At 71.5% G+C, this 26015-nt stretch carries 25 protein-coding genes; 14 read left to right on the forward strand and 11 right to left on the reverse strand.

Annotation, left to right across the window (positions count from 1 at the left end; genetic code table 11):
* Nucleotides 1-158: 158 nt before the first annotated feature.
* Nucleotides 159-326 carry a DUF3117 domain-containing protein gene (locus AB0K12_RS25040; protein WP_020545024.1) on the forward strand — a complete coding sequence of 56 codons (168 nt, stop codon included), beginning with the start codon at nt 159-161 and terminating at the stop codon, nt 324-326.
* Between the two features lie 78 nt (nt 327-404).
* Nucleotides 405-1808: a leucyl aminopeptidase gene (locus tag AB0K12_RS25045; RefSeq protein WP_364565760.1), complete on the forward strand. Its 1404-nt coding sequence runs from the start codon at nt 405-407 to the stop codon at nt 1806-1808.
* Between the two features lie 36 nt (nt 1809-1844).
* On the opposite strand, the gene AB0K12_RS25050 is transcribed toward AB0K12_RS25045, so the two are convergent.
* Nucleotides 1845-2483: an O-methyltransferase gene (locus AB0K12_RS25050; RefSeq protein WP_355424398.1), complete on the reverse strand. Its 639-nt coding sequence runs from the start codon at nt 2481-2483 to the stop codon at nt 1845-1847.
* Between the two features lie 183 nt (nt 2484-2666).
* Here AB0K12_RS25050 and sigE point away from each other — a divergent pair, with 183 nt between their 5' ends.
* From sigE to AB0K12_RS25070, 4 genes are all read left to right on the forward strand, one after another.
* Complete coding sequence (gene sigE / locus AB0K12_RS25055) at nt 2667-3299, forward strand: RNA polymerase sigma factor SigE (RefSeq protein WP_364565764.1); 633 nt, start codon at nt 2667-2669, stop codon at nt 3297-3299.
* Nucleotide 3300: 1 nt separating this feature from the next.
* Complete coding sequence (locus tag AB0K12_RS25060) at nt 3301-3828, forward strand: zf-HC2 domain-containing protein (protein ID WP_364565767.1); 528 nt, start codon at nt 3301-3303, stop codon at nt 3826-3828.
* A gap of 166 nt (nt 3829-3994) precedes the next feature.
* Nucleotides 3995-5884: a trypsin-like peptidase domain-containing protein gene (locus tag AB0K12_RS25065; RefSeq protein ID WP_364565770.1), complete on the forward strand. Its 1890-nt coding sequence runs from the start codon at nt 3995-3997 to the stop codon at nt 5882-5884.
* A 204-nt stretch (nt 5885-6088) separates the two neighbouring features.
* Nucleotides 6089-6454: a sec-independent translocase gene (locus AB0K12_RS25070; protein ID WP_364371351.1), complete on the forward strand. Its 366-nt coding sequence runs from the start codon at nt 6089-6091 to the stop codon at nt 6452-6454.
* 69 nt (nt 6455-6523) lie between these two features.
* Here AB0K12_RS25070 and AB0K12_RS25075 read toward each other — a convergent pair whose 3' ends face one another.
* The 3 genes from AB0K12_RS25075 to AB0K12_RS25085 all read right to left on the reverse strand — a co-directional run bounded on the left by AB0K12_RS25075 (nt 6524) and on the right by AB0K12_RS25085 (nt 9540).
* A complete protein-coding gene (locus tag AB0K12_RS25075) occupies nt 6524-7660 on the reverse strand; it encodes an Mrp/NBP35 family ATP-binding protein (RefSeq protein WP_364565777.1) in 1137 nt (378 codons plus the stop codon).
* Between the two features lie 154 nt (nt 7661-7814).
* A complete protein-coding gene (locus tag AB0K12_RS25080) occupies nt 7815-8339 on the reverse strand; it encodes a DUF1003 domain-containing protein (protein WP_364565780.1) in 525 nt (174 codons plus the stop codon).
* Complete coding sequence (locus AB0K12_RS25085) at nt 8329-9540, reverse strand: CBS domain-containing protein (protein WP_364565783.1); 1212 nt, start codon at nt 9538-9540, stop codon at nt 8329-8331. Before AB0K12_RS25085 ends, AB0K12_RS25080 begins: the two co-directional genes overlap by 11 nt.
* A 96-nt stretch (nt 9541-9636) precedes the next feature.
* Here AB0K12_RS25085 and AB0K12_RS25090 point away from each other — a divergent pair, with 96 nt between their 5' ends.
* Nucleotides 9637-10620 carry an EamA family transporter gene (locus AB0K12_RS25090; RefSeq protein ID WP_364565786.1) on the forward strand — a complete coding sequence of 328 codons (984 nt, stop codon included), beginning with the start codon at nt 9637-9639 and terminating at the stop codon, nt 10618-10620.
* Nucleotides 10621-10622: 2 nt separating this feature from the next.
* On the opposite strand, the gene AB0K12_RS25095 is transcribed toward AB0K12_RS25090, so the two are convergent.
* Nucleotides 10623-11021 carry a hypothetical protein gene (locus AB0K12_RS25095; RefSeq protein WP_364565790.1) on the reverse strand — a complete coding sequence of 133 codons (399 nt, stop codon included), beginning with the start codon at nt 11019-11021 and terminating at the stop codon, nt 10623-10625.
* Between the two features lie 47 nt (nt 11022-11068).
* Here AB0K12_RS25095 and AB0K12_RS25100 point away from each other — a divergent pair, with 47 nt between their 5' ends.
* The gene (locus tag AB0K12_RS25100) at nt 11069-12001 is read left to right on the forward strand and encodes a CoA ester lyase (RefSeq protein ID WP_364565792.1); all 933 of its coding nucleotides are present in this window, start codon (nt 11069-11071) and stop codon (nt 11999-12001) included.
* Here the strand turns inward: AB0K12_RS25100 and AB0K12_RS25105 are convergent.
* Nucleotides 11991-12536: a DUF6529 family protein gene (locus tag AB0K12_RS25105; RefSeq protein WP_364565795.1), complete on the reverse strand. Its 546-nt coding sequence runs from the start codon at nt 12534-12536 to the stop codon at nt 11991-11993. The genes AB0K12_RS25100 and AB0K12_RS25105 overlap by 11 nt on opposite strands.
* Nucleotides 12533-13249 (reverse strand): hypothetical protein, encoded by a 717-nt coding sequence (locus AB0K12_RS25110; protein WP_364565797.1) that lies wholly within the window; start codon nt 13247-13249, stop codon nt 12533-12535. Before AB0K12_RS25110 ends, AB0K12_RS25105 begins: the two co-directional genes overlap by 4 nt.
* Nucleotides 13250-13348: 99 nt before the next feature.
* Between AB0K12_RS25110 and AB0K12_RS25115 the strand changes: the two genes are divergently transcribed.
* Nucleotides 13349-14320 carry a type II CAAX endopeptidase family protein gene (locus AB0K12_RS25115; RefSeq protein ID WP_364565799.1) on the forward strand — a complete coding sequence of 324 codons (972 nt, stop codon included), beginning with the start codon at nt 13349-13351 and terminating at the stop codon, nt 14318-14320.
* 345 nt (nt 14321-14665) lie between these two features.
* The gene (locus tag AB0K12_RS25120) at nt 14666-17560 is read left to right on the forward strand and encodes a hypothetical protein (protein WP_364565801.1); all 2895 of its coding nucleotides are present in this window, start codon (nt 14666-14668) and stop codon (nt 17558-17560) included.
* A 4-nt stretch (nt 17561-17564) separates the two neighbouring features.
* Here AB0K12_RS25120 and AB0K12_RS25125 read toward each other — a convergent pair whose 3' ends face one another.
* Complete coding sequence (locus tag AB0K12_RS25125) at nt 17565-17963, reverse strand: NUDIX hydrolase (RefSeq protein ID WP_364565809.1); 399 nt, start codon at nt 17961-17963, stop codon at nt 17565-17567.
* A gap of 74 nt (nt 17964-18037) precedes the next feature.
* On the opposite strand from AB0K12_RS25125, the gene AB0K12_RS25130 reads away from it, so the two are divergent.
* From AB0K12_RS25130 to AB0K12_RS25140, 3 genes are all read left to right on the forward strand, one after another.
* Nucleotides 18038-18664: a DUF6758 family protein gene (locus tag AB0K12_RS25130; RefSeq protein WP_364565812.1), complete on the forward strand. Its 627-nt coding sequence runs from the start codon at nt 18038-18040 to the stop codon at nt 18662-18664.
* Between the two features lie 52 nt (nt 18665-18716).
* Nucleotides 18717-19433, forward strand: a complete 717-nt coding sequence (locus AB0K12_RS25135) for an MBL fold metallo-hydrolase (protein WP_364565814.1) — start codon at nt 18717-18719, stop codon at nt 19431-19433.
* A gap of 63 nt (nt 19434-19496) precedes the next feature.
* Complete coding sequence (locus AB0K12_RS25140) at nt 19497-20336, forward strand: PD-(D/E)XK nuclease family protein (protein WP_355426455.1); 840 nt, start codon at nt 19497-19499, stop codon at nt 20334-20336.
* Between the two features lie 31 nt (nt 20337-20367).
* Here AB0K12_RS25140 and AB0K12_RS25145 read toward each other — a convergent pair whose 3' ends face one another.
* From AB0K12_RS25145 to AB0K12_RS25155, 3 genes are all read right to left on the reverse strand, one after another.
* Nucleotides 20368-21267: an oxygenase MpaB family protein gene (locus AB0K12_RS25145; RefSeq protein WP_364565816.1), complete on the reverse strand. Its 900-nt coding sequence runs from the start codon at nt 21265-21267 to the stop codon at nt 20368-20370.
* Between the two features lie 13 nt (nt 21268-21280).
* A complete protein-coding gene (locus tag AB0K12_RS25150) occupies nt 21281-22171 on the reverse strand; it encodes an alpha/beta hydrolase (RefSeq protein ID WP_364565818.1) in 891 nt (296 codons plus the stop codon).
* 294 nt (nt 22172-22465) lie between these two features.
* Nucleotides 22466-24463: a DEAD/DEAH box helicase gene (locus AB0K12_RS25155; protein WP_364565821.1), complete on the reverse strand. Its 1998-nt coding sequence runs from the start codon at nt 24461-24463 to the stop codon at nt 22466-22468.
* A 351-nt stretch (nt 24464-24814) separates the two neighbouring features.
* Between AB0K12_RS25155 and AB0K12_RS25160 the strand changes: the two genes are divergently transcribed.
* Nucleotides 24815-25459, forward strand: a complete 645-nt coding sequence (locus AB0K12_RS25160; protein WP_364371308.1) for a ferritin-like fold-containing protein — start codon at nt 24815-24817, stop codon at nt 25457-25459.
* Nucleotides 25460-26015: the final 556 nt, after the last annotated feature.

Here is a 26015-nt window from a genome sequence, read left to right on the forward strand (position 1 = left end):
GCCTGCCTCGACAACGCATTCTGGGAGGAGATCGTTACCCATGAGCGCTCTCGATGCGGGAGAATAGGACATCACAGAAGACGTGAATGCGCCGACCACCCCCTCGGGAGGTCGGAAATCGCGGGCCGCGGGAGCCCAAGGCAGGAAGGGATGCACGCATGGCGGCGATGAAGCCGCGGACCGGCGATGGTCCGCTCGAGGTCACCAAGGAAGGGCGCGGCATTGTCATGCGGGTCCCCCTGGAGGGTGGCGGCCGGCTCGTCGTGGAGATCTCCGCCGACGAGGCCAAGGCGCTCGGCGAGGCGTTGAAGAACGTCGTCGGCTGAGCGCTCCCCGGAGATCACTTTGTTCCACGACCCTGGCGTGCCACGACGCCAGGGTCGCTGACGTTTGAGGAGTAGTTCGTGCCCATTGAGACCACTACGTCGGTGGTCACCGAGGTTCCCGACGACGCCGAGTTGCTGGCCGTCCCCTATGACTCCGACCTCAGCCCCTCGGTCGAGCTGCCGCTGCCGGCCGCCGGCCTGCTCGCCCACTACGACGCCAAGGGCGAGGCGGGCGAGATCGTCGAGGTGCCGGTGGCTCGGTCCGGCGGAGTGGGCCGGGTCCTGCTCTACGGCGTCGGCGACGGCTCACCGCGCGCCCTGCGCACCGCCGCCGCCGCGCTGACCAGGAAGGCCAAGGGCAGGGACACGCTGACCGTGGTGCCGCCTGAGGGTGATCTGACGCCGTTCGCCGAGGCGGCGCTGCTGGCGGCCTACACGTTCAGGATCGGCCAGGCCGGCAAGAAGCCGGTCGGCACGCTGGTGTTCGCCGGGGCCGACGAGGGCCAGGTGCGGCGCGCCGAGACCGTCGCGCGGGCCGTCGCGTTCGCCCGCGACCTCGCCAACATGCCGTCCTCGGTGAAGAACCCCGCCTGGCTCGCCGAGCAGGCCCAGGAGAGCGGCGTGCCGGTCGAGGTCTGGGACGAGGAGCGGCTGAAGGCCGACGGGTTCGGCGGCATCCTCGCCGTCGGGCAGGGCTCGGCCAGCCCGCCCCGGCTCATCAAGCTCACCTACACCCCCGACGAGCCGGTCGAGCGGCACGTCGTGCTGGTGGGCAAGGGCATCACTTTCGACTCGGGCGGGCTGTCGCTCAAGCCGACCGACAACATGAAGACCCAGAAGACCGACATGGCGGGCGGCGCGGTCGTCATCGCCGTGCTCAAGGCGCTGGCCGAGCTCAAGGCCCCCGTACGCGTGACCGGTCTGGTCGCCGCCGCCGAGAACATGCCGTCCGGCACCGCCCAGCGGCCCAGCGACGTGATCAAGCACTACGGCGGCCGTACGGTCGAGGTGCTCAACACCGACGCCGAGGGCCGGCTCGTGCTGGCCGACGCGCTCGCCTACGCCGACGCCGTGCTCGACCCCGACGAGGTGATCGACATCGCCACGCTCACCGGGGCCATCACGGTCGCGCTCGGCCGCCACTACGGCGCCGTCTACTCCTCCGACGACACGCTGGCCGAGCGGCTCGTCTCCGCGGGCCAGGCGGCCGACGACAAGCTGTGGCGGATGCCGCTGGTCGAGGACTACGCGCCCGCGCTCAGGTCGCCGATCGCCGACCTCGCCAACGTCGAGTCGGGCTCCACCTACGGCGGCGGGTCGATCACGGCGGCGCTGTTCCTGCGGGAGTTCGCGGGCAAGCGGCCGTGGGCGCACCTCGACGTCGCCGGCGTCGGGCGCAGCACGGTCGACGAGGGCACGCTCACCAAGGGCGCCACGGGTTTCGGCGTCCGCCTCCTGGTGGAGTGGCTCACCAAGGGCTGACCGCTTCGCCCACCGGCCCCGCGTGGGGCCGGTGGGTCAGCCGGAGATCTTCACCGCGGCCAGCAGGCCGTCGCCGAGCGGCATGAGCACCGAGCGCAGCCGCTCGTCCGACTGCACCAGCTTGCCGACCTCACGCAGCGCCACCGTGTCGGTGTCGCGCTGCGTCGGGTCGGCCACGCGGTTGTGCCACAACATGTTGTCGAACGCCACGATGCCGCCCACGCGCAGCAGCCGGACCGCCTCGGCGAGATAGTCGGCGTATTCCTGCTTGGCGCCGTCGGCGAACACCATGTCATAGCCGCCGTCCGACAGGCGCGGCAGCACGTCGAGCGCGCGGCCCGAGATGAGCCGCACCCTGCTGCCGGAGAACCCGGCTTCCGTGAACGCCTGCCGGGCCAGCCGCTGATGCTCGGGCTCCACGTCGACGCTCGTCAAAGTGCCGTCCGTACGCATGCCGCGCAGCAGCCACAATCCCGACACGCCGCAACCCGTGCCGATCTCGACCACCGACTTGGCGTTGACGACGGTCGCGAGAAAGCACAGGGCGGCACCGCCGCCGGGAAGGATGGGTGTGGCACCCATCTCCAGCCCGCGCTGCCGCGCCGCGTGCAGGATCTCATCCTCATGATGGAACTGCTCCGCATAGGCCAGAGTGGCCTCCACCGGAGTGGTCATCGGCCTCCTCCCCCCACTTTCGTGCGATTGGTCGCGAGGTATACGCGTGATTGGCACCGATCGCAGCCTAGGGGAGACACGCCGGGACGGGAACTCAGGAGGGTCCCGAGGCGTTGCAGGTTTAAACGGGCTTTGCCGGTCCGGAAGGCAGGCAGTGCGCACGAAGGGACGAAACCAGGCACTATGGCGGTAGCGGTGGTCCCAGAGAGAGGAGTTCTGGTGGACGAGAGCGACCACCAGACCGATGCTCCGGTGTCGTCCGACTGGACGCCTCCCAGCTGGGAGGAAGTGGTGCGGACTCACTCCGCACGCGTGTATCGGCTGGCGTACCGGCTGACCGGCAGTGTCCATGACGCCGAAGACCTCACGCAGGAGGTCTTCGTCAGGGTCTTCAGGTCGCTGTCGAGTTACACCCCCGGCACGTTCGAGGGGTGGCTGCACCGGATCACGACCAACCTGTTCCTCGACATGGCGCGGCGCAAGCAGCGCATCAGGTTCGAGGGGCTGGCCGACGACGCCGCCGAGCGGCTGCGCGGTCGTGAGCCGTCCCCGGCGCAGGCGTTCGACGACGCCCACCTGGAGCCCGACATCCAAGCCGCCCTCGACGCGCTCGCCCCCGAGTTCCGGGCCGCGATCGTGCTGTGTGACATCGAGGGCCTGTCCTACGAGGAGATCGCGGCCACGCTCGGCGTCAAGCTGGGTACGGTCCGAAGCCGTATTCACCGTGGCCGGGCGCAGTTGCGGGAGGCTCTCGACCATCGAGCCCCCCGTAATTCTCAACTCCCCCCGACCGTGATCCGTGGGGAGGAAATCTGACATGGCTCATCTGGGAGAACGCGCATCCGCGCTCGTCGACGGAGAGCTCAGCCACACCGAGCGCGAGCGTGCGCTGGCTCATCTGACTTTCTGTGCTGACTGTCGTCGCGAGGTCGAGTCGGTGCGGGCGCTCAAGTCCCGCCTGCGCTCGCTCGAGTCGCCGGCGATGCCGGCGGACCTGACGATGTCCCTGCTCCGCATGGCGGAGCCGGGCGGGCCGTTGCCGCCGAGGGAGCGCCCTTTCCCCACGCGTACGTTCGGGGGAGTGCCCATTCCGGGGCCGCACACCATCGCGCCGCTCGACAACCGGCCGCGCCGCGACGCCAGTGGCGGGGCTTCGGGGCCTGGCCGTGGCGGTAGGCGGCGCAACACCTATGTCGCGGTCGGCGTGGTCTCGGCGGCCGTGGCGCTCGGCACCTTCTTCGCCGTGAGCGGAGTCGGGCAGAACAACCCGGCTCCGCCTGTTGAACTGTTCCAGCAGCAGGCCCGTACTACGCCTACGAACGCCCCCGCTACCGCCACACCCTGACCTCGGCAAGGCCGGGGGCAATCGGTTGGCGTAGTCGGCGGCGGAGCGGGCATACGATCTGGGTTCGGGAATTGTCACAGGCAAGTCCTGACAAAAGCTTTAGATCACTCGTATGCCGCAAGAGCCCGGATTTGCGGTGGCCGAGCCAAGGAGTGGTGAGACTTAGATGACCGACGAGACGCGGTCCGCAGAAGGACGCACACCGTCGGACTCCCCCGAGCCACAGGGGCGGCCTGACTTCCTGCCCGCGGACGACCGGTCCGAGCAGCGGTCGGAGCCGCCCGCGTCCTTCGGCTCGTCGTGGGGCGACCCGTCGGGCCGCCCCGGGGGCTCCGGCTCGCCACCGTACGGCGGGGCAGGGCCGCAGGGCACGGGGCCGCAGTACGGCCCGCCGTCGTTCGGCCCCCCGGACCGTTCCCACGAAGGCCCTGCTTACGGCCGCCCTGACGCCGACTCCCGCTCCTACGACGGCCCCGTCTTCGGGCGCCCCGACGCGGAGACCCGCTCCCACGAAGGCCCCTCCTTCGGCCCACCGGACTCCTCCGGGTCTTTCAGCGGCCCCTCCTTCGGCCCGCCCGACTCCTCCGGCCCGTCCTTCGGCCGATCCGACACCTCCGGCCCCTCCTTCGGGCCGCCCGGTTCCGGTGGGCCCTCCTCCGGGCCGTCCTTCGGGCCGCCCAGCGGGGACACGCGGGCCTATGACAGCCCGTTCTTCGGCTCGCCCGACGGGGGCGCCCGCTCGTACGAGGGGCCGCCGTTCGGGTCGTCCGCCGAAGGCCCGGGTTACGGGAGGCCGCGCGGCGGTGCGTACGGCGACTCCTACGGCGGGCCGCCTCAGCCGCCGCCCCCGCGCCAGGCCATGGGCATGGGCCCCGGCTGGGCCCCGCCACCGCCCGGCGGCAAGGACGGGAGCGCCGCGGGCCGCGGGCCGCGCACCGGGTTCCTGATCGCCATGGCCCTGGTCATCGCGCTGGTGGCGTCCCTGCTCGGCAGCGTCGGCACCTACCTGCTCACCCGGCCGAGCAGCAGCGCCAACGACCCCTCCTACAGCCTGGGCCCGCTGCCCACCGGCGCCACCAACCGCGCGCCCGACTCCGTCGCAGGGGTGGCGGCCCGGGTGCTGCCCAGCGTGGTCTCGCTGGAGGTCGGCAACGGCAGCAACACCGAGGGCGCCTCGGGCTCCGGCTTCCTCATCAAGAACGGCTACGTGGTCACCAACAACCACGTCGTCTCGCTGGCCGCGCAGGGCGGCGAGATCCGGATCATGTTCAACAACCGCAAGACCACCACGGCCCGTATCGTCGGCCGCGACCCCGGCTCCGACCTGGCGGTGGTCAAGCCTGAGGAGACGTTCGGGACGCCGGAGATCACGCTCGGCAACTCCGACCAGGTCGTCGTGGGCGATCCCGTCATCGCGATCGGCTCGCCGCTCGGCCTGACCGGCACGGTCACGACCGGCATCGTCAGCTCGCTCAACCGGCCGGTCATCGCCGGTGACGACACCGGCACCAGCAGCGAGGAGCCGGCGTACATCAGCGCCATCCAGACCGACGCCGCGATCAACCCGGGCAACTCCGGCGGTCCGCTGGTGAACGGCAAGGGCGAGGTCGTCGGGGTCAACTCCGCGATCGCCACCCTGGGCCGGTCGATGACCAGCCAGAGCGGCAGCATCGGGCTGGGCTTCGCGATCCCGGTCAACCAGACGCGGCGGGTGGCGGAAGAGCTGATCACCACCGGCAAGGCCAAGCGTCCGAAGATCGGCATCGTCCTGGAGAAGGACTTCAGGGGCCAGGGCGTCAAGATCGCCACCGAACCGGCGGCCGGCCAGCAGCCGGTCACCCCCGGCGGCCCCGCCGACAAGGCGGGCCTGAAGGCCGGTGACGTGATCCTGGAGATCGACGGTCTCACCCTCCAGGACGGCAACGAGCTCATCGCGCTGATCCGCAGCAAGGAGCCCGGCTCCAAGATCAAGGTCAAGTACCAGCGCGACGGCCAGGACCGCACCGCGACCCTGACCGTCGTGGCGGACGACGAGCCGGCCCCCACACCCTCCTGACGGCGGGCTGATCGAGCAAGGGCGTCGAGCGGAAGACAACCCGACCGACGCCCTCAGCACCCCGTCACGTGCTGGGTGGGGTGCTCTTTCCGCGGGCTGGGGGATTTGTGGCTGGGGGGGCGACTCGGGCACGGCTGGGAGCCCTTAGTCTGTGGATAGGCCGGGGTTGTCCTCGGAGAGGTTGGACTGCGGTAGGAGCTCACGGTGTTCGGACTCGGGTGGATGGAGATCGGAGCGCTGATCGTGATCGCGCTGCTCGTCTTCGGTCCCGAAAAACTGCCGCAGGCCGCAGCGCAGGCGGGCAAGACCCTGCGCAACCTGCGCCGGATGGCCAACAGCGCGCGCGACGACCTGCGCGCCGGCCTGGGCCCGGAGTTCCAGAACTTCGACCCGGCCGACCTCAATCCGCGCAACTTCGTCCGCAAGCATCTCCTCGACGACCTTGAGGACGACTGGAACAACCAGGGCAAGCCGAAGGAGCTGGAGCCGGCGGCGGCCACGTACACGCCGGAGCCGGTCGATGAGCTGGGCTTCGGCGAGATCCCCCCGTACGACTCGGAAGCGACCTGACAGACCCCCACAGACGCGCGTCGGGCCCGCCCAGAGCAACCTGGGAGCGGGCCCGACGAAGGTGCGGGGTCAGCGGCGCGGGGCGAGGCCCAGCTGCATGCCCTTGAGGCTGGAGGAGCGCTTGCTCAGCCCGTCGGCGATCGTGCGCAGCTCGGCCGCGGCGGGCGAGTCGGGGTCGGTGAGCACGAGCGGCTTGCCCTCGTCGCCGCCCTCGCGCAGCCGCATGTCGATCGGCACCTGACCGAGCAGCGGCACGCGCGCGCCGAGCGTGCGGGTGAGCGCGTCGGCGACGGTCTGGCCGCCCCCCTCGCCGAAGACGGCGATGCGCTCGTCGCAGTGGGGGCAGGGCAGCCACGCCATGTTCTCGATGACGCCGGCGATCTGCTGGTGGGTCTGCGCCGCGATGGAGCCGGCCCGCTCGGCGACCTCGGCGGCGGCCATCTGGGGCGTGGTGACGACGAGGATCTCGGCCCCCGGCAGCCGCTGGGCGACCGAGATGGCGATGTCGCCGGTGCCGGGCGGCAGGTCGAGCAGGAGGACGTCGAGGTCGCCCCAGTAGACGTCGGCGAGGAACTGGTGCAGCGCCCGGTCGAGCATGGGGCCGCGCCAGACGACCGGCGTGTTGCCCGGCGGCTTGAACATGCCGACCGAGATGACCTTGATGTCGTGGGCCACCGGAGGCATGATCATGTCTTCGACCTTGGTGGGCCGCTCGGCGGCGCCCAGCATGCGGGGGATGCTGTGGCCGTAGATGTCGGCGTCGACGATGCCGACCTTGAGCCCGTTGGAGGCCATGGCGGCGGCGAGGTTGACCGTGACCGAGGACTTGCCGACCCCGCCCTTGCCGCTGGCCACCGCGAAGACGCGGGTGAGCGAGCCCGGCTGGTTGAACGGGATCTCCTTCTCGGGCCCGCGGTCGCCTCTGAGCTTGGTCTGCAGGGTCTTGCGCTGCTCGGCGCTCATCACGTCGAGCTCGATCTGCACGCCGGTCACGCCTTCGACCTTGGCGACGGCGGCGGTGACGTCGCGGCTGATGGTGTCCTTCATCGGGCAGCCGGCCACCGTGAGGTAGACGCCTACGCGCACCGAGCCGTCGGGAGCGATCTCGATGTTCTTGACCATGTCGAGGTCCGTGATCGGGCGACGGATCTCGGGGTCGATGACGGTGGACAGCGCGGCCGTCACGAGTTCCTGGGTTGGTGCCATCGAAGTCTCGGCACGAGGGAGTGCCGGCCCTCCTTAGTCGGTCTATGTGTGACAGGCGCCGGGACGCCGGTGAGGATGCCCCTCCATGGTATGAACCAGCGGCCTCGCCGGGTTAATCCGCACTGTTAGATGTCTGTGCAACAGCGTCTCAAGGTTACTCCGCGTGCCCCGTGCGCGACGAACGGCCGTCCTGCGGGGCCCCGGGACTCGCGGCGACGGTGTCCTTCAGCTCGTCGAGCAGCCTTCCCATCTCGGCGCGCAGGTAGTCGCGGGTGGCCACGTCGTTGATGGCGAGGCGCAGCCCGGCGATCTCGCGCGTCAGATATTCGATCTCGGCCTGGTTGCGGTCGGCGGTCTCTCGGTCCTGCTCGTACTGTATGCGGTCGCGGTCGTCCTGGCGGTTCTGGGCGAGCAGGATGAGCGGCGCGGCGTAGCTCGCCTGCAGCGAAAGCATCAGCGTGAGGAAGATGAACGGGTACGGATCGAACTTCAGGTGCGGCGGCGCGAACACGTTCCACAGCACCCAGAGCGACACGAACACCGTCATGTAGACGATGAACCGGGCGGTGCCGAGGAACCGGGCGATGCGCTCGGACAGCCGCCCGAACGCCTCGGGGTCGTAGTGGGGCCGCAGCGTACGGCGCAGCGCCCGCGGCTGGTCGAGCCGGTCAGTAGTCATGCTCGTCGTCCCTCTCCCGCCAGTCCTCGGGCAGCATGTGGTCGAGCACGTCGTCCACGGTCACGGCCCCGACCAGGCGGCCCAGCTCGTCCACGACGGGCGCCGCGACGAGGTTGTAGTTGGCCAGGTAATAGGTGACCTCGCGCAGCGTGAACTCCGGCTTGATCGGGTCGATCGAGGGGTCGAGCACGGCGCCGAGCAGCGTGGACGGCGGCTCGCGCAGCAGCCGCTGGAAGTGCGCGACCCCCAGGTACGTGCCCGTCGGCGTCTCGGTCGGCGGCCTGGTGACGTAGACCTGGGCGGCCACGGCGGGCGTGAGGTCCTGCTGCCTGATGTGGGCGAGCGCCTCCGCGACGGTGGAGGTGGGCGGCAGGATGACGGGCTCGCTGGTCATCACGCCGCCCGCGCTGGTCTCCGGGTACGTCAGCAGCCGCCGCACCGGCGCCGCCTCCTCGGGCTCCATCAGCGCGAGGAGCTGGGCCGCCTGCTGGTCGGGCAGGTCGTGCAGCAGGTCGGCGGCGTCGTCGGGCCCCATCTCCTCCAGCACGACGGCGGCCCGCTCGGGCTCGAGGATGCTGAGGATGCCGATCTGGTCGTCGGGCGGCAGCTCCTCCAGCACGTCGGCGAGGCGCGTGTCGTTGAGGGCGCGGGCGATCTCCAGCCGGCGCTTGCTGGGCAGGTCGTGCAGGGCGCTGGCCATGTCGGCGGCGCGCAGCGACTCGAACGCGGCGATCAGCCCGGCCGCGCCCTGGTCCTTCTGCAGCGTGTCGAACCCGGACACCTCCTGCCAGGCGACGATGCGCGGGTCGCGCCGCCTGCGCTTGTAGACGGCGACCTTGGTGATCTCCCAGACGGACGGCTTGATCTCCTCCATGGCGACGTCGTAGACGGTCATCGGCTGGCCTTCGACGGTCACGGTGAGATCGAGCATCTCGCCGATGACCAGCGTCTCGGTGGCGCGCTGCTCGAACCTGCGCATGTTGAGCCGCCCGGTGAAGACGACGGAGCCGGCCTCGATGCGGACCAGGCGGGTGACGGGCAGGAAGACGCGGCGGCGCGGCTGCACCTCCACGACGAACCCGTGGACGGTGGGCCGGCGGCCGATGCGCAGCCCGACCACGACGTCCCTGATGCGGCCGATCTGGTCGCCCGCCGGGTCGAAGACCGGGGTCCCCGGCAGGCGGGCCACGAAGATCTTCACGTGGCCAGGCTAACAGCGGGGTTCCATTGCGCCCGGGACGCGGTACGTGTCAGTATCAAACCCGCTAAACGGTGATTACGCTGCAGGTGGTGTGCGATGAGGTATGCGGGACTGGCGCTCGCGTTCGTGAGCTCGTGCTGTTTCGCGTTCTCCGGGCCGATGGCGAAATACCTCATCGCGGCCGGGCTGACGCCGATCGAGGCGGTGTGGACGCGCATGGCGGGCGCCGGGCTGCTGCTGGTGGCCGTGCTGGCCCTGGTGCGGCCCCGCGCGCTGCGGATCCCGCGCTCGATGCTGCCCTTCGTCGGCCTGTACGCGGTCATGGCCGTCGCCGGCGTGCAGGCGCTCTACTTCGTGGCGATCACCCGGCTGCCGGTGGGGATCGCGCTGCTGCTGGAGTTCATGGCGCCGGTGATGGTGGTGGCGTGGGTGCGGGTCATCCGCAAGGTACGCCTGGCCAGGGCCGCGTACGTGGGCGCCGTCGTCGCGGTCGTGGGGCTCGGCATCGTCGTCGAGGCGTGGCAGGGGCTGCGCCTGGACGCGCTCGGGCTGCTGCTCGGCCTGATGGCCGGGGCGTGCTGCGCCGGATATTTCCTGATGAACGATAGCTTCAGCGATGAGATCGACCCCCTGGGCCTCATCGCGTGGGGCATGGCGGGGGCGGCCGTGGTGCTCATCCCGTTCGCCCGGCCGTGGGACATCCCCTGGAGCGCCTTCACGGCCACCGCCTCTCCCGAGGGCGGGTTCGCGCTGCCGGTCCTGGTGGCGTACCTGTGGATGGTGGTCGTCGCCACCGTGGTCGCGTACATCCTGGGGGTGAACGCCGTGCGGCGGCTGTCGGCCGCGGTCGGCGCGACCGTGGCGTCGCTGGAGGTGATCTTCGGCGCCGTCGTGGCGTGGGCGCTGGTGGGGGAGACGCTCGGCGCGTTCCAGATCGTGGGCGGGCTCATCGTGATCGGCGGCGCGCTGCTCGCCCAGACCGCCACCGCGGCCACCAAGCCGGAACCCGGGCCGGAACCGGGGCCGGAACCGGGGCCGGAACCCGGGCCGGAGCCCGAGCCGGTGCCTGTGACCCCGTGAGGTCAGAGCCGCGGGGTGAGGCGCCAGACGGTGGACTCGCGGGCCCAGCGCTCGGCCAGGTGCTCGGTGTCGCGGGCGTTGAGCCGCTCTTTGGCGAGCACCGCCACCGCGTCGGCCGCCGCGTTGTCGGCTGCGGCCAGATCGACCGCCTCGACCGTCGCCTCGAACTCCGCGAGCCGCGCCCCGTTGTCCTTGCTGCGCAGCGTCACCCGCACCCGGTCGAGCGACTCCAGACCGGGAAGTTGCTGCTCGGCGCCGCCTGAGACGAGGTAGACGGCGCCGTCGTGCCAGGCGTGCCAGGCCAGGCGGGGACGGTCGAGGGCGAGCCAGAGGATGCCCGACTTCTTCGCGCCCTCCTCGACGGCCGCGGCCGGCACGGTGCTCACAGGCTGCTCGCTCACAAGCACGACTGTAACCGCAGAAAGTAGGCCACGAGTAGGTTGAGCGCATGCGCTCACGACGTTCGGTGCTCGCCGTGCCAGGCAGCAACCCCCGGTTCCTGGAGAAGGCCCAGACCCTGCCCGTGGACGAGGTCTTCCTCGACCTGGAGGACTCCGTCGCCCCGCTCGCCAAGGAGGAGGCGCGGGTCAACGTCGTCGCCGCCCTGCGCGAGGGCGACTGGTCCGGCAAGACGCGGGTGGTCAGGGTCAACGACCTGACCACGCAGTGGACCTACCGCGACGTGATCGAGGTCGTGGAGGGAGCGGGGGAGTTCATCGACTGCGTCATGCTGCCCAAGGTGCAGGACTCCACCGAGGTCGTCTGGCTCGACACGCTGCTCACCCAGATCGAGAAGACCATGGGCTACGAGGTCGGCCGCATCGGCATCGAGGCGCAGATCGAGAACGCCCGCGGCCTGGTCAACGCCGACGCCATCGCCGGGTCGTCGAAGCGGCTGGAGACGCTGGTGTTCGGCCCCGCCGACTTCATGGCCTCCATCAACATGCGCACGCTCGTCGTCGGCGAGCAGCCGCCCGGCTACGCCGAGGGCGACGCCTACCACTACATCCTCATGCGGCTGCTGATGGCCGCGAGGATGCACGACCTGCAGGTCATCGACGGCCCCTACCTGCAGATCAAGGACGTCGACGGCTTCCGCAGGGTCGCGATGCGCGCCGCGGCGCTGGGCTTCGACGGCAAGTGGGTGCTGCACCCCTCGCAGGTCGACGCGGCCAACGAGGTGTTCTCGCCGTCGCAGGAGGACTATGACCACGCCGAGCTCATCCTGGAGGCGTACGAGCACTACACCACCGTGGAGAAGCGCGGCGCGGTCATGCTGGGCGACGAAATGATCGACGAGGCCAGCAGGAAGATGGCGCTCGTCGTGGCCGCCAAGGGGCGGGCGGCCGGGCTGAGCAGGACGAAACGGTTCACACCTTGATGCCGATGGCGGTGAAGAACCAGAACGACGAGGTCAGCCAGAGCCCGACCAGCGCCGTGAACGCCAGCCCGCCGAAGACCGGCAGCGTCCAGCCCGGCGTGCCCTGCTTGGGCAGGGCCAGCATCTTCGCGGTGAACAAACCGTAGAAGAAGCAGCCGAGCAGCGAGTGGGCGAGCACCCTCGGCACGTCGTACTGCAGGCCGAGCGCGTACAGGCAGTGGAAGGCGACCGGGATCGTGAGCAGGAACGCCAGCCGTCCCGACCAGCGGTGCACGCCGGGCGGGATGGTGACCCCGAGCCTGCCCCACATCGACAGCGCCGAGACGACCTGCACGATCGCGAGCACGAACGCGCCCGTCGTCAGCCACACCTTCATCGTCAGCGCGCCGGAGAAGCCGGCCACGCCGACCGCGAAACCGGTCGGCGTGTGCGCGCGGCCGTACACGCCGAGCGCGAGCACCACGAGGCCGCCCGCGAGCAGCGGCATCAGCAGCGGGGTCAGGCCGCGGGAGGGCCGCTGGGGGATGGCGGTCATCGCATCTCCTCGACGAAGGAGTCGGCGTCCTTGGGGTAGACGGTCGTGCCCTCGACCGTGATGGGGGCGGTCGGCTGCGCGCTGTCGAGCTCGGGGACGTCGAGCTGCTCCTCGCCCGCGAACGCGGCGCCGACCTGGTAGTAGCCGCCGGCAGGGTTCTTGACCATGATCCAGCCGGCCCGGAACCGGGCGCCCCTGACGATGGCGGTGGCCCGGTAGAGGCCCGACGGCTTCTCCACGGTGGGCGCCTCGAAGGTCCAGCGCCTGCCGGCGACCGTGACCGTGCCCTCGGCCCGTCCGCCGCCCAGCTCCGCCTTGACCGTGGAACGGGCGTTGGCGACGCCCTTGAGCCGCAGCTCGCCGACCGTCCCCGAGCCCTTGAACCAGGCTTCGGTGCGGCCGTCGCAGAAGTAGCCGACGGCCTTGCCGTTCCTGATGGAGATGGCGATGAGGGCGCCGTTGCCCTTGACCCGGCCGCCGTAGTCGGCCTTCTCGATCTTCTTCGGCTCGGTGGCCGTGGGGGAGGGCGACGCCGGGGCGGCGCTCTCCTCAGGTGCGCTCGCTTCGGCGGCGGGCGCCTCAGCGGCGGTGTTCGTACGCGTATTGGCGGCCTCCTGCGCCGCCGGTGCCGCGGTGATGCTGGCGACACCCAGCCCCACGGCGAGCACCGCGCCCGTCGTGAGGGTGATGACAGGTCCCAGCCTTGACGACATGGACTGCTCCCAGGGTCGAAATGTCTATGGCTCTGAGCATCCGCCTAAATTCCGGCCCCGTCTGTGAACTATTGCGCATGGGGCGGACAGAATAGGGAGATGCAGGAGAAACCAGGGCCCCAATTTCCGCACGGCGGCTATCCGTATCCGCCTCCACAGCCGTCCTGGTTCCTGCCGACCCCGCGCGGAGCCCGTTACGACCACCTGGCGCGGACCCCGGCGACGCGGCCGTGGCAGGCGATCGTCGGCACGCTGATGGTGGGCTTCGGGTTCGTGATCATCAATGTCCTGGTGATCTTCGCGTTCTCGGTCGTGACGGCCCTGTTGGGCCTGCCGCAGCCGTTCCTGCCGAACGGAGTGCCGAAGGGCACGCCCACCGGGCTGGCCATGACGCTGCTCGGGCTCGCGCTCGTGCTGCCGCTGGTGTTCGGCACGGCGGCGCTCGTCCAGCGGCGCCCTCCTGGGACGCTGTCGTCCGTGGCCGGGCGGCTGCGCTGGACGTGGCTGCTGAGGTGCGCGGCGCTGGGGCTGCTCGCGATGGTGCTCGGGCAGCTCGCCCAGTACGCCGTGCTGTCCTCGGCGGGCCTGGACACCGAGCTGTTCGGCTGGGCCGGATGGGGCGTCTTCCTGCCGCTGCTCGTCGTGATCGTGCTGCTGGTGCCCTTCCAGGCGGCGGCCGAGGAGTACGTCTTCCGCGGCTGGTTCATCCAGGCCGTCGGCGCCCACGTGCGCAACCCCGTCTGGTCGATCCTCATCGGGGCGGTGCTGTTCGCCTCGGTGCACGGCTATTCGTGGGCCGGGCTGGTCGACGTGTTCGCGTTCGGGGCGGTCATGGGGTGGCTGAGCGTGCGTACCGGAGGGCTGGAGGCGGCGATCGCGCTGCACGTGCTCAACAACGTCATCGCCTTCAGCATGAGCGCCGCCGCGGGCCAGCTCCAGGACGCCCTGGATCAGGCGAAGACGCCGGTGCCCTGGCAGGCGTTGGCGGGAACCGTGGTGCAGCTCGGGGTGTATGCGTTTGGTGTGATGTATCTAGCCAAAAAGCGGTCGATTAGCACTATTTCGCAATAAATCGGGCGGAAGGTGCGGGGAATCTCGCTAGAGAGGTCTCGCTATTCCGGCTGAGTCATGCTGGTCTGGATGCTGTCAGGGACGGCGAGGGCTCCCGCCCGGACCTCCCTGGAACGGTCCGCGACAGCGGCCTGGAACGACCTGTACGACTAGCCCGACTAGGAGGTACGGCGCGTGGCCTCCGGCCCCAGCGAACCGCCACGGCGATCGCCGGAAGACGACGAGCCCCGTACCGAGGGATCGTCCGACCCCCAGCCGCCTGCCGAAGAGCCCAGGATCAGCCATTCGCCGCCCGGTCCCACCGACGATCGGGCCAGAGGGCTGCCCCTGGCCTCTCCGTGGGGCATGCCGCCCTTCGCCGCCCCCATCCCCGACGAGGAGCCCGAGCCGCCCAAGGGACGGCGGCCGTACAGCTCGCCGACGGCCGAGCCCGACGTGGAGCCGCGCCGCCGGCCGCGCCGGGTCGTCAACCGGCCGGACAAACTGGTCGCCGGCGGCCCGCTCAGCAGGGAGCGCCCCGGCCAGGAGAGCCGCCCGGGCGAGGCCACCCAGCCGCTGGCCGCCGCCCCTGGCGTGCCCGTCCAGGACGCTCCCGTCCAGGACGCTCCCGCCCAGGACCCTCCCGCCCAGGGGCGCGGGGAGACCTGGGGTGAGGACCGTCCGCCGCTCTCCGCCGGCGAGGCGCGGGGCGAGGACCGTCCACCCGTGTCCGCCGGCGAGGCCGGTGCTCGTGCGGACCGGGAGCCGCCGCCGTACCGGCTGGTCTATCCGATCCCGTCGCGCGACACCCCGCCCGAGCAGGAGAGCGGCGAGGAAGAGGTGCGGCGGGTGGGACGCCCACCGGCGGGCCGCCCGACCCGTCCCGACCTGCTGGTCGCGGCCGGCCCCGCCCGCCCCCAGGGCGGACGCCACCACAGGGGCCCGGCGCCGTCCGCGATCCGCCGCGCGGGGCCGGTGCGCAGGGGCAGCAGGGCCGTCCCCGTCGTGCTCACCGTGGCCGCCGCCATGCTGGTGGCCACCGGCGTGCTGGTGTGGCAGTGGGCCGGCGACGAGGCCCCCGCGCTGCGCCTGGAGGCGGGCACGGGACGATCGGGCGACGAGCTGTTCACCGTCCCGGCCGCGGGCGACGGCGTCAACCAGAAGCTCAACGACATGACCTCGGTGGGCAAGGCAGTGGTGGCGGTCGGCAGCGACACGACCAGCCCGACCCCGCGCCCGCTCTTCCTGTTCTCGCCGGACGGCGGCAAGCGCTGGCAGCTCGGCCAGGTCAACGGCACCTCGGCCACCCCCACCGTACGCCGGGTCGTCGGCGGCGACGGCCGCTGGCTGGCCAGCGGCGGCGACGAGGCCACCGGCGAGCGCGGCCTGTGGACCAGCACCGACGGCTACAGCTGGACGGCCGTGCCCTCGTCGCGCCTCGGCGCGTTCAGGGACGGCGACCAGATCGCGGACATTGCGCGCACGAAGTCCGGCTTCGTCGCGGTCGGCCGCACCAGAGGCGCCGGAGGCGGCCCGAATGGCGGCCCGAATGGCGGCACGGCCCCGGCGGTGTGGCGCTCGGCGGACGGCGCCGCCTGGGAGCGCGCCGAGCTGAGCGAGCCAGGCGTCCGTGAGCTCAGGGCCGTCGTGGCCAAGGGCGACACGGTCGTGGCCATCGGAGTTCCCGCGGACGGCGAGGGATCGCGGGTGCTCCGATCGGCCGACGGCGGTCGCGCCTGGCAGGCGACCGGCTTCCAGCTCCCTGAGGCGGCCGACCCACGGGCGGGCACGGTGGCGGCGCTGCCCAAGCGGTTCGTGCTGGTGCCGACGCGGCGGCGGACGGTCGAGGGGGACGTCCGCGTCTACTGCTCGCCGACCGGCGCGCAGTGGTCGCAGTGCGGCTCCATCCGCGGGCTCGACGCCGCGAGCACCGGTGTGGAGTCGCTGATCGCGTACTCGTCGGGCGTGGCGGCCATCGCGCCGGCCGGCATCGGCGGCTACTCGGTGCTGACCAGCGCCGACGGGCGTGACTGGGACAAGCGGGCCGACCTCGGCGACCTGACGGGGGCGACGCTGCGCGGGTTCACGATCGCGGAGGGCGGCACGCTGTTCGCGGGCGGCGACCGGGCGGCGTCCGACGTGGACAACCAGCTCGTGCTCATGGCCGCGCCGCAGCGTGGGTCCGCCACGCAGGTGCGCCTCGGCGACGTCGAGGGCCTGACCAGGATGGCCCGCGAGACCAACGCGCTGGCCGCGTACGACGGCAGGTACGTCGCCGTCGGCTCGGCCGCGGGCGACGCCGGCTTGTGGACGATCAGGAACTGGCAGAGCTGGAAGTCGATGAGCCTGGGCGGCCCCGGCCGGCAGACGCTGGAGGACGTCGCGCACGGCGCCCGCGGCTGGCTCGCCGTCGGCGGTACCCAGACGAACGTCTCGCTCACCGATCCCCTCCTCGTCACCTCCCAGGACGGCGAGAACTGGAAGCGGGTCAACATCACCGGCGACCTGGCCCGCCCCCAGAACGACCCCTACCTGCAGACCCACGTCGTCACCGCGGGCAAGAAGGGTTACGTGGTGGCCGGTGAGGCGCGGGACCAGGCGGGCGTGACCGGCGCGGCGATGTGGTTCACGCCCGACACGCGCAAGTACACGCGCTCGGAGAAGCTGCCGCAGGGCGGAGCAGGCGTCCGCATCCACGATGTGGTCGCGGTCGGCGACGGGTTCGTGGCGGTCGGCGGCAAGGGGACGGGCGACCGTGAGGACGCCGTGGTCTGGCACTCGGAAGACGGACTCAACTGGCGCGCCCGCGAGCCCGCGGCGCCACCCGGAGCCACCTCCGCGGGGCTCCGGCGGGTGGTGGTGCACCAGGGCAAGCTCGTCGCGATCGGCACGGCGCCGGCCGACGGGGCGCGCCGGGCGTTCGCGGCGGTCTCCGACGACGAGGGCGAGAGCTGGCAGACCACCTGGCTGCCCGCCGAGCGCGCGGCCGGCGTCTACGACCTCGCGGCGGCCGACGAGGGCCTGGTGGCGGTCGGCTGGCACGGCACGCAGGGCGAGGGCGACAGCGCGGCCTGGACGTCCCAGGACGGGCTGGCCTGGAGCCGCATGGAGCTCACCAAGGACCGGCTGGCCGGTCAGGGCGCGCAGTGGCTGTCGGCGGTGGCGGTGGCGGGCACGGAGGTGGTGGCGCTCGGGCGGTCCACGACGTACGACGCGGACCACCTGATCCTGTGGACCTCCAGCCTCACGTCCAGCAGGTAGAGGATCAGAGCCGGGGGAGCGCGTCCCACTCGGCCAGCGACTCCAGCAGGCCCTCGGTCAGTGGCAGCCGGGCCAGGTCGGCGCGTCCGCACCAGCGCACGTCAGCGGCGTCGTCACCGGCCCTGGCGACGCCGCCTGCGGCGGTGGCGAGATAGTCGCGGATCACGTACGTCACCCCGCCGGGCCCGGGCCGCTCCACCGTGCCGGCCAGGCGGCCCACCCGCACGTGCAGCCCGGTCTCCTCCATCACCTCGCGCCGCAGCCCCGCCTCGTCCGTCTCGCCAGGCTCCAGACGGCCGCCGGGGATCGACCACAACCCCATGCCGGGCGGATGACCGCGCTGGACGAGCAGCAGCCGCTCAGAGCCGTCGAAAATGATCGCTCCGACACAATTTACGCGCACATGACCAAGATTACGACGCGATAACGAGGAGCGGTCTTGACGGGGCCGTACCGGAGAAAGCACCGTGGGTACTTGTGAGAGCGGCTCCAACCTGCCCGCGGTGTTTTGGCCCGCTTCACGGGCCGAGCGCCTGGTCGAGTGCGTATCGATGCGACACGCACGGTGACGTCCTGCCGTACCAGCCTCCGTGGCCGCCGACCAGCACCGCGCTGGAGGCGATCCGCAAGAGCTCGGTCGTGCCCGTGTGGCTGCCCTGGCCGTTGCCGGCCGGGTGGCTGGTGACGGGGTTCGGGGAGGTGGGCGATCAGCGTACGGGAGGGCGCGCCAGCCTGGTGGCGCTGAGCGGGCCCTCGCTGATGGAGGGGCCCGCCGACCTGCTCATCGTGGCCGAGGAGCCGGGCGTCGGCATCGGCGCTGGGTTCGCCGGCCTCGACGGGCCCGACCCCGGCGAGGGGTTCGACGCGGGGCCGCCCAACGCGAAGATCGCCGTACTCGGCCATCCCACCGCGCTGTGGTGCGTGGACGGCCAGGACGACCGCGCCGTGTATGCGGGCGAGGCCATGGGCAACTGGCTGTGGGCCATCGCGTGGCCGGCCGACGCCGGATGCGTGATCGCGCTCGCCGAGCTGTCCCTGATCGACGCCCGTGACCACGACCTGGATGTGCCGTTCGGGGCGTTCTCACCCAGACTTGAGGATTAGGACGCGCGATCGAGATTCGCTCTGTCATGCAGACGGGCTAGAGTTCGGAGGCGTGACAGCGCGTATCGAGCGAGTGGTGACCGAGGGTGTCGTCGAGATCGACGGCACCGAGCACAAGGTCGAGAACAACACCTGGATCGTGGGTGACGACGACGAGGTCATCGTCATCGACGCGGCGCGTGACGCCGAGAAGATCCTGGAGCAGGTGGGCGAGCGCGAGGTGCTCGCCGTCATCTGCACGGCGGGCCTGCCCGACCACGTCTCCGCGGCCATCGAGGTGGCCAGCAGGGACGAGGCCGTGGTGGCCCTGCACCCCAAGGACAAGCCCCTGTGGCGGGAGACCTGGCGGGAGACCTGGCCCGACATCGACATGGAGGACGACGGCGTCTTCGAGGTGGCCGACGTCCAGCTCGACGTCATGGAGACGCCCGGAGTCACGCCCGGCGGCGTGTCGCTCTACTCCGAGGGTCTCAAGGCCGTCTTCACCGGCAAGGCTCTGCAGGCCGACGGCCCCGGCAAGCTCGGCGGCGAATACCCCGCCCTGGCCGACCAGCTCACCTCCATCGGCGGGCGGCTGTTCACGCTGCCGGCCGAGACGCGGGTGCTGCCCGCCCACGGTGACGAGGTCACGGTCGGCGACCTGGAGCCGCACTTCGACGACTGGGTGTCCGGCTCGCTGACCAGGAGCACCACCGAGCCCGAGAGCGAGGGGCCGCTCAGCGACGGCACCAAGATCTCCGGCATCTCGCTCAACCCGGGCGACGACTAGGTGCAGGGGCAGCTTCCGCTCGAAGGGATGCCGCGGCGGCTCTATTCGTGCACGCCGTCGCGGTTGAACACCTGGCTCGACTGCCGCCGCCGCTACCGGTTCACCTATCTGGACCGGCCGCAGCCGTCCAAGGGCCCGGCGTGGGCGCACAACAGCGTGGGCGCGAGCGTCCACAACGCGCTGGCGGGGTGGTGGCGCGAGCCGTACGAGCGCCGCACGCCGCTGACGGCCGCCGTCCTGCTGACCAACGGGTGGATCACCGAGGGGTTCAGGGACGCCGAGCAGTCGGGGCGGTGGCTGGGCAGGGCCCGCGACCTCGTGTCCGGATATGTCGCGACTCTGGATCCTTCGGACGACCCGGTCGGCGTCGAGCGCACGGTCGCCACGCGGACCAAGGTCATCGCGCTGTCCGGCCGCATCGACCGCCTCGACCGGCGCGGTGACGAGCTGGTGGTCGTCGACTACAAGACCGGCCGCCGCCCGCTCACCCAGGACGACGCCCGCTCCTCGCTGGCCCTGGCCACCTACGCCGTGGCCGCGTCGACCATGATGCGCACCCCGTGCCGCACGGTCGAGCTGCACCACCTGCCCACGGGCGAGATCGTCGAGTGGCGCCACACCGACGAGTCGCTGGCCCGCCACATCGCGCGCGCGGAAGAGGTGGCCATGGAGGCCGCCGAGGCCGACGACCGCTACCGCGAGGCCGTCGCCACGCCGCAGGGCGCCCGGCGCGCGCCCGCCGACCGGCAGCCGGTCGGGCCCGCGCAGGTGCCCGCCGACGTCGACAAGCTGTTCGCGCCCAACCCCGGGCCCATCTGCTCCTGGTGCGACTTCCGCCGCCACTGCCCCGAGGGCCAGGCGGCCGGCCCCGATCGCCAGCCCTGGGACGGCCTCGCCGAATGACCGGCCGCCGCCCGCTGGGCGCAGGGCCGGTTCAGGCGGCGGTCTTCGGCCAGCGGCGGGGGTCGGTGAGGCCCTTGAGTCCCTTGCCGACGTCGTAGCCCGCCGCGCCGAGGCGTTCGCGCGCGCCCTGCAGCATCCGGCGCGTGCCGGGCATGAAGGCCAGGTCGTGCACGGGCTCGGGCAGCGAGTTCAGCCCCAGCCTGAACGCCTTCAGCGCGGCCGTCACCGCAGCCTGCGGCACCTCCGGCAGCAGGCCGTACATCCGCCTGGCCCAGTCGGGCAGCGTGTAGTAGCACAGCGCGCCGAACGGGAAGTAGACCGGCTTACCGGGTGACAGCAGGCGCAGCTCGCGCGGCAGCTTCGGCCACAGCAGGAACCGCACGGCCGACACCGCCTCCGGGGTCACCCGCAGCTGAGGGCGTACCTGCTTGAAGTAGGCCGCCAGCTCCGCGCACGAGCCCGGCACGTCCTCGGGGTGCAGCCCCACGTACCGGGCGCTCCTGCGCTGCTCGCGCAGGTAGCGGTCGGCCTGCCGCTCGGTGAGCCCGAGCCCGCCGCGCCTGGCCACCTCCAGGTACGACGACACCTCCGCGCAGTGCACCCACAGCAGCAGCTCGGGATCGTCCACCCGGTGCGTCCTGCCCGTCTCGGGGTCGCGGATGCGCAGCGTCCTGTGGATGCCGCGCACCCGGCGGCCGATCTCGTCGGCCTCCTCAGGGCTGCCGAACGTCACCCGCCCCACGAAGTCGGCCGTGCGCCGCAGCCGTCCGAAGGGGTCGTCCTGGAAGTTCGAGTTCTGCCAGACGCCGAGCATCGCCAGCGGGTGCAGCGCCTGCAACATCAGGCCGCGTACGCCGCCCACCCACATCGACCGGTCGAGATGCACCTGCCAGGTCGCGCTCTGCGGCGGCTGGACGACGAGGTCGGTCATAGTGAACGAAGGATTACACGGCGCTGGACCTGGTGTCCAAATAGTGCTTCTCGGCCGCGTTCCAGAACCTGACCAGCGCCGCCGCCGTCGTCTCCGGCGCCTCGACGGCGGGGGAGTGCACCGCGCCAGGCACGACCACGCAGTCGGCGCCGAGCTGGGCCGCCATGTCCGACTGCGCGTCGGGGGGCCAGCCGTCGTCGTGCTCGCCGTACAGGACCAGCGTGGGGATCTCGATCTCGCGTAGCTCGTCGGTACGGTCGCGCGTCGTCAGCACCTGCTCGGCCATGCGCGACAGCCCGACGGGGGAGTTGGCCAGCAGCCGCTTGCGCAGGAAGTCGACGATGTCGTCGGGCACGTCGTCGGCCAGCGCCTCAGGCTCGAACCTGGAGCGCCACACATGTTCGAGGCCGAGCGTGGGGGCCTCCTCCATGATCTTCTTGCCGGCGTTGGCCCGCCTGCCCTCGATCGGGCCTGGGCCCGAGCTCATCAGCGTGAACGAGGCGAACTTCGTCCGCCCGTCGATCACCGCCTCCCGCGCCACCAGGCCGCCGAACGAGTGGCCCACCAGGTGGACCGGGTCGCCGTCGCCCACCATCTGGGCCAGCGCGTCGACGTCGGCGCCCAGGGCCGCGCACGTGTAGGCGGCCGGGTCGTCGGGGCCCGGGGTCTCGTACTGGCCGCGCAGGTCGATCGCCACCACCCGGCGGCCCGACTGGGCCAGCGTCATCAGGACCGCGATGAAGTCCTCCTTGCTGCCCGTCAGCCCGGGGACCAGGAGCGCGGGCCAGCGCTCAACCACACCACTGACCGGCACCGCCTCCAGGGCCGCGAACGTGCCCTGTGGCGTCTCGATCTTCTGTGGTGCAACGCCAGGAGGCAGGTCGAGGAATCGCGGCGTACTCACGTGGGGCAACAATACCCAGAGGTCAGCGCCTCGACACCGGCATGCCGATGACGCCGGTGCGAGTCCTGACCGCTTGCGCTGAATGCCCGGATCGCCCCGCTAGGACGAAAAGCGCCGTACCCGCTCCTGAAACGCCCCCACAGCCCGCCACAGCCCTGAGAGCCCTCCACCCACCGCTGAAGGCACCCGAACACGCCAGCGTCCCCCACAGCCCCGCACACGCCCTCCTGGGCCCGGACGCGCGGAAGGCGCGCACCCTTGCCGTGGGTGCGCGCCTTCCTCAGTGCGTGCGGGTCAGCCGGCGCGGCGGCGGTTGCCGCCACCGCCGCCACGGGGCTGGCGGCGCTGCTGCTTGCGCTCGGTCGCGGCCGACGGCGCGATGTCGTCGTCGTCCGTGGCCAGGTCGGGTGACTGGAAGATCACCGCGAACGGGCTCGGCGGGATGATCCGCTCCGGCTCCTTGCGCGGTGCCGGGGCCGGCGGCGTCGCCATGAAGCTCGGCTCGGGGTCGGACCACTCGGGCGCGGCCCTGCGCTCCTGCACCTGCTCGCGGGCGGCCTCGCGCGGGCGCTCCCGCACCGGCTCGCTCGCGGGAGCGACCTGACGCGAAGCCTCACGAGACCCGGACGGCTCGGTGATCGGCGCAGCGGCCTCGACGGTCTCCGGCTCGGCGGCGACCCTGCGGGCCCGCGTGCGCCGCGCCGGCGCCTCCGCCTCCTCGGCGACCGTCTCGGCGGGACGGCGTACGCGGGTGCGCTTGGGCGCCTCCGCCACCTCCTCCTCCGCCTCGGCGGCGCTGCGACGGACCCGGGTGCGCCTGGCCGGCGCCTCGGGGGCGTCGGCGAGCGCCTGCTCGATGGCCGTGGAGGCGGCGCCCCTGCGCGTACGGGTGCGCCTGGACTCGCCCGCGGCCTCGATCTCGTCCGTCGTGAAGATCGCCGGGGTCTCCTCCGCGTTGTCGTTCACGCGGCTGTTCAGGGGGCTGTCCACGGGCTCGACCTCCGGCCTGTCGACGGATGCGGTCTCTGCCAGCTCCTTGCCACCGCGCGTACGGCGGCGCTGGCGCGGCGTACGGGCGGGACGCTCCTCGCGCTCGTCCTTGCGCCGCCCGCCACGCGTACGGATCCGGCCGGTCTCACCGAGGTCCTCGATGCGCTCGGCCGACAGCCCCGCCCGCGACCGGCTGGCGTGCGGCAGCACGCCCTTGGTGCCCTCGGGGATGCTGAGCTCGGAGTAGACGTGGGGCGAGGTCGAGTAGGTCTCCTCGGGCTCCGCGAACTCCAGGCCGAGCATCTGGTTGATCATCTTCCAGCGGGTCAGCTCCTCCCACTCCACGAACGTGACCGCGATGCCCGTGCGCCCGGCCCGGCCGGTGCGGCCGATGCGGTGCACGTAGGTCTTGTCGTCGGTGGGGCAGTCGTAGTTGACCACGTGGGTGACGTCGTCGATGTCGATGCCGCGCGCCGCCACGTCGGTGGCGACCAGCACGTCGATCTTGCCGTTGCGGAACGCCCGCAGCGCCTGCTCCCGCTGGCCCTGACCGAGGTCGCCGTGGACGGCCGCGACCGCGAAACCACGTGTGTCGAGCTGCTCGGCGACCATGTCACAGGCCCGCTTGGTCTCGCAGAAGACCATCGTGAGCCCGCGGCCGTCGGCCTGCAGCAGACGGGCGAGGATCTCGATCTTGTCCATCCGGTGCGTGCGCCACACGATCTGGCGTACCTGCGGCGTGGTCTCGCCCTCGCCGCTCTCCAGCTCGGCGCGTACGTGCGTCGGACGGTTGAGGTATTTGCGCGACAGCGCGACGATCTCGCCCGGCATCGTGGCCGAGAACAGCATCGTCTGCCGCTGCGCCGGGATGAGCTTGAAGATGCGCTCGATGTCGGGCAGGAAGCCCAGGTCGAGCATCCGGTCGGCCTCGTCGAGCACGAGCGAGGTGACCTGGCTCAGGTCGAGGTGCTTCTGCTTGACCAGGTCGAGCAGCCGGCCCGGGGTGCCGACGATGACGTCGACGCCGGCCTTGAGCGCCTCGATCTGCGGCTCGTACGCGCGGCCGCCGTACACGGTCAGGACTCGGGAGCCGAGCTTGCCCGCGGCGGTCACGAGGTCTTCGCTGACCTGCACGGCCAGCTCGCGGGTCGGTACGACGACCAGCCCGCGGGGCTTCTTGCGGTTTTTGCGCGGCTTGCCGATGCTCTGCAGCATCGCGATGCCGAACGCGTAGGTCTTTCCCGTGCCCGTGCGTGCCTGACCGATCAGGTCCTGGCCGCTCAGCGCGAGCGGGAGTGCCATCTCTTGGATGGGGAACGGTGTGACGATGCCCTCGGTCTCGAGGGCATCGGCGATCTCTGGTGTGACTCCGAGGTCTCGGAAAGTCGTCAGCGTGGCCTGCCTCAGTCTCAAATGAAGGCGGGCCTGCCGGGACCGACGGGCGGAAAACAGCCCCCGTGTCGTGGGTCCTCGCGGTAGAGCCAGCCCTCTCGCGTCATCAGCGACCGCGCACCCGGGGAATCGGGGGTTATCGGGTCATCAACCCGAATTAACACAGTGCGGTCGCACTTTCACAGAGCAGTGTACTCGATACCACAACGCTGACAGAGCTTGCGTATGTTCCCGGGATTTGGCCGAAGTACGCTGCGTTCCATGAAGGAGTCTCCTGGAGTCGTCGACCTGCTCGGTGTGCTGGCGTACGCGGAGCTCAGTGCGTACGCCCGCATGACCGAGGACGCCGCCACGCTGGCACCCACGCTGGCCGACCGCGCGGCGCTCAGCGAGCTGGCCGTCACCGAGTACGCCCACTTCCGCCTCCTGCGGGACCGGCTGGCCGAGCTCGGGGCCGATCCCGACGACGCCATGTCGCCTTTCGTGGACGCGCTGGACGCCTGGCACGCACAGACCCGGCCGGCCGACTGGCTGCAGGCGCTGGTCAAGACGTACGTGGGGGAGGGCATCGCGCTCGACTTCTACCGGGAGGCCGCCCGCCACCTCGACCCGTCGATCGCCTCCCTGGTCGACGAGGTCCTGGTGGACGAGGAACGCTCCCGCTTCGCGGTGGAGGGGGTGCGGGCCGGCATCGCCGCCGACCCGACGGCGGCCGGCCGCCTCGCGCTGTGGGCCCGCCGCCTGGTGGGCGAGGCTTTGAGCCAGGGCCAGCAGGTGGCCTCGGCGCGGCCCGAGCTGGCGTTGCTGCTGATGGAGTCGCAAGCCGAGGAACACGCCGACATCTCCCGCCTCTTCGCGAAGCTCACGGAGGCCCACAACAAACGCATGGCCGCCCTAGGCATCTGACCCCCCTCGCCCGCCCCGGGGCACCGCCCCTTTCGACCAGCCGCACTTCTGGGATGTGGGTTCACCATGGCAGCCCGGAACTACCACTGTCCCGGCGTGGGCTGAGGGCCGTCAGGTCCTTTCTCGCCCCCAGGAAGTGGGTCGAAAGGGTGGTGGGGGTTGGGCTGGTGGGAGGTTTCGGGAGGGTTGGGTGGCTTGTGGGAGGTGGGGTTGAGCTAACCGGCGGCACGCGGCGCGGAAGGGTTGTACCGTGCCGACATGAGGGCCTCGCGCCGCTACGGCAGTTCCTTGACGAGATGTGGGCCGAACCGCTGGGTATCCCGCGCTGTGCTGCGAAGGGAGAGCGCGGCCTGTCCGGCTGCGGAGCCGGGCCGGGCATGTGTCCCCCGCCCCCGCCGGCCCCGCGGTTGCCTGTTCCGCCGCTCCCCCCGCACCTGACCATCACCCGCTGACCGCACCGACCGCACCGGACCATCCCGTGGTGACCGCAACCGGTGCATCTCGTGGTGACCGCATCGGACCGCTTTCCGGCGGCCTGACCGGCCCTGGGCGAACC

Origin of the sequence: Nonomuraea sp. NPDC049419 (genome assembly GCF_040676995.1) — a bacterium.
Taxonomy (GTDB): domain Bacteria; phylum Actinomycetota; class Actinomycetes; order Streptosporangiales; family Streptosporangiaceae; genus Nonomuraea; species Nonomuraea salmonea.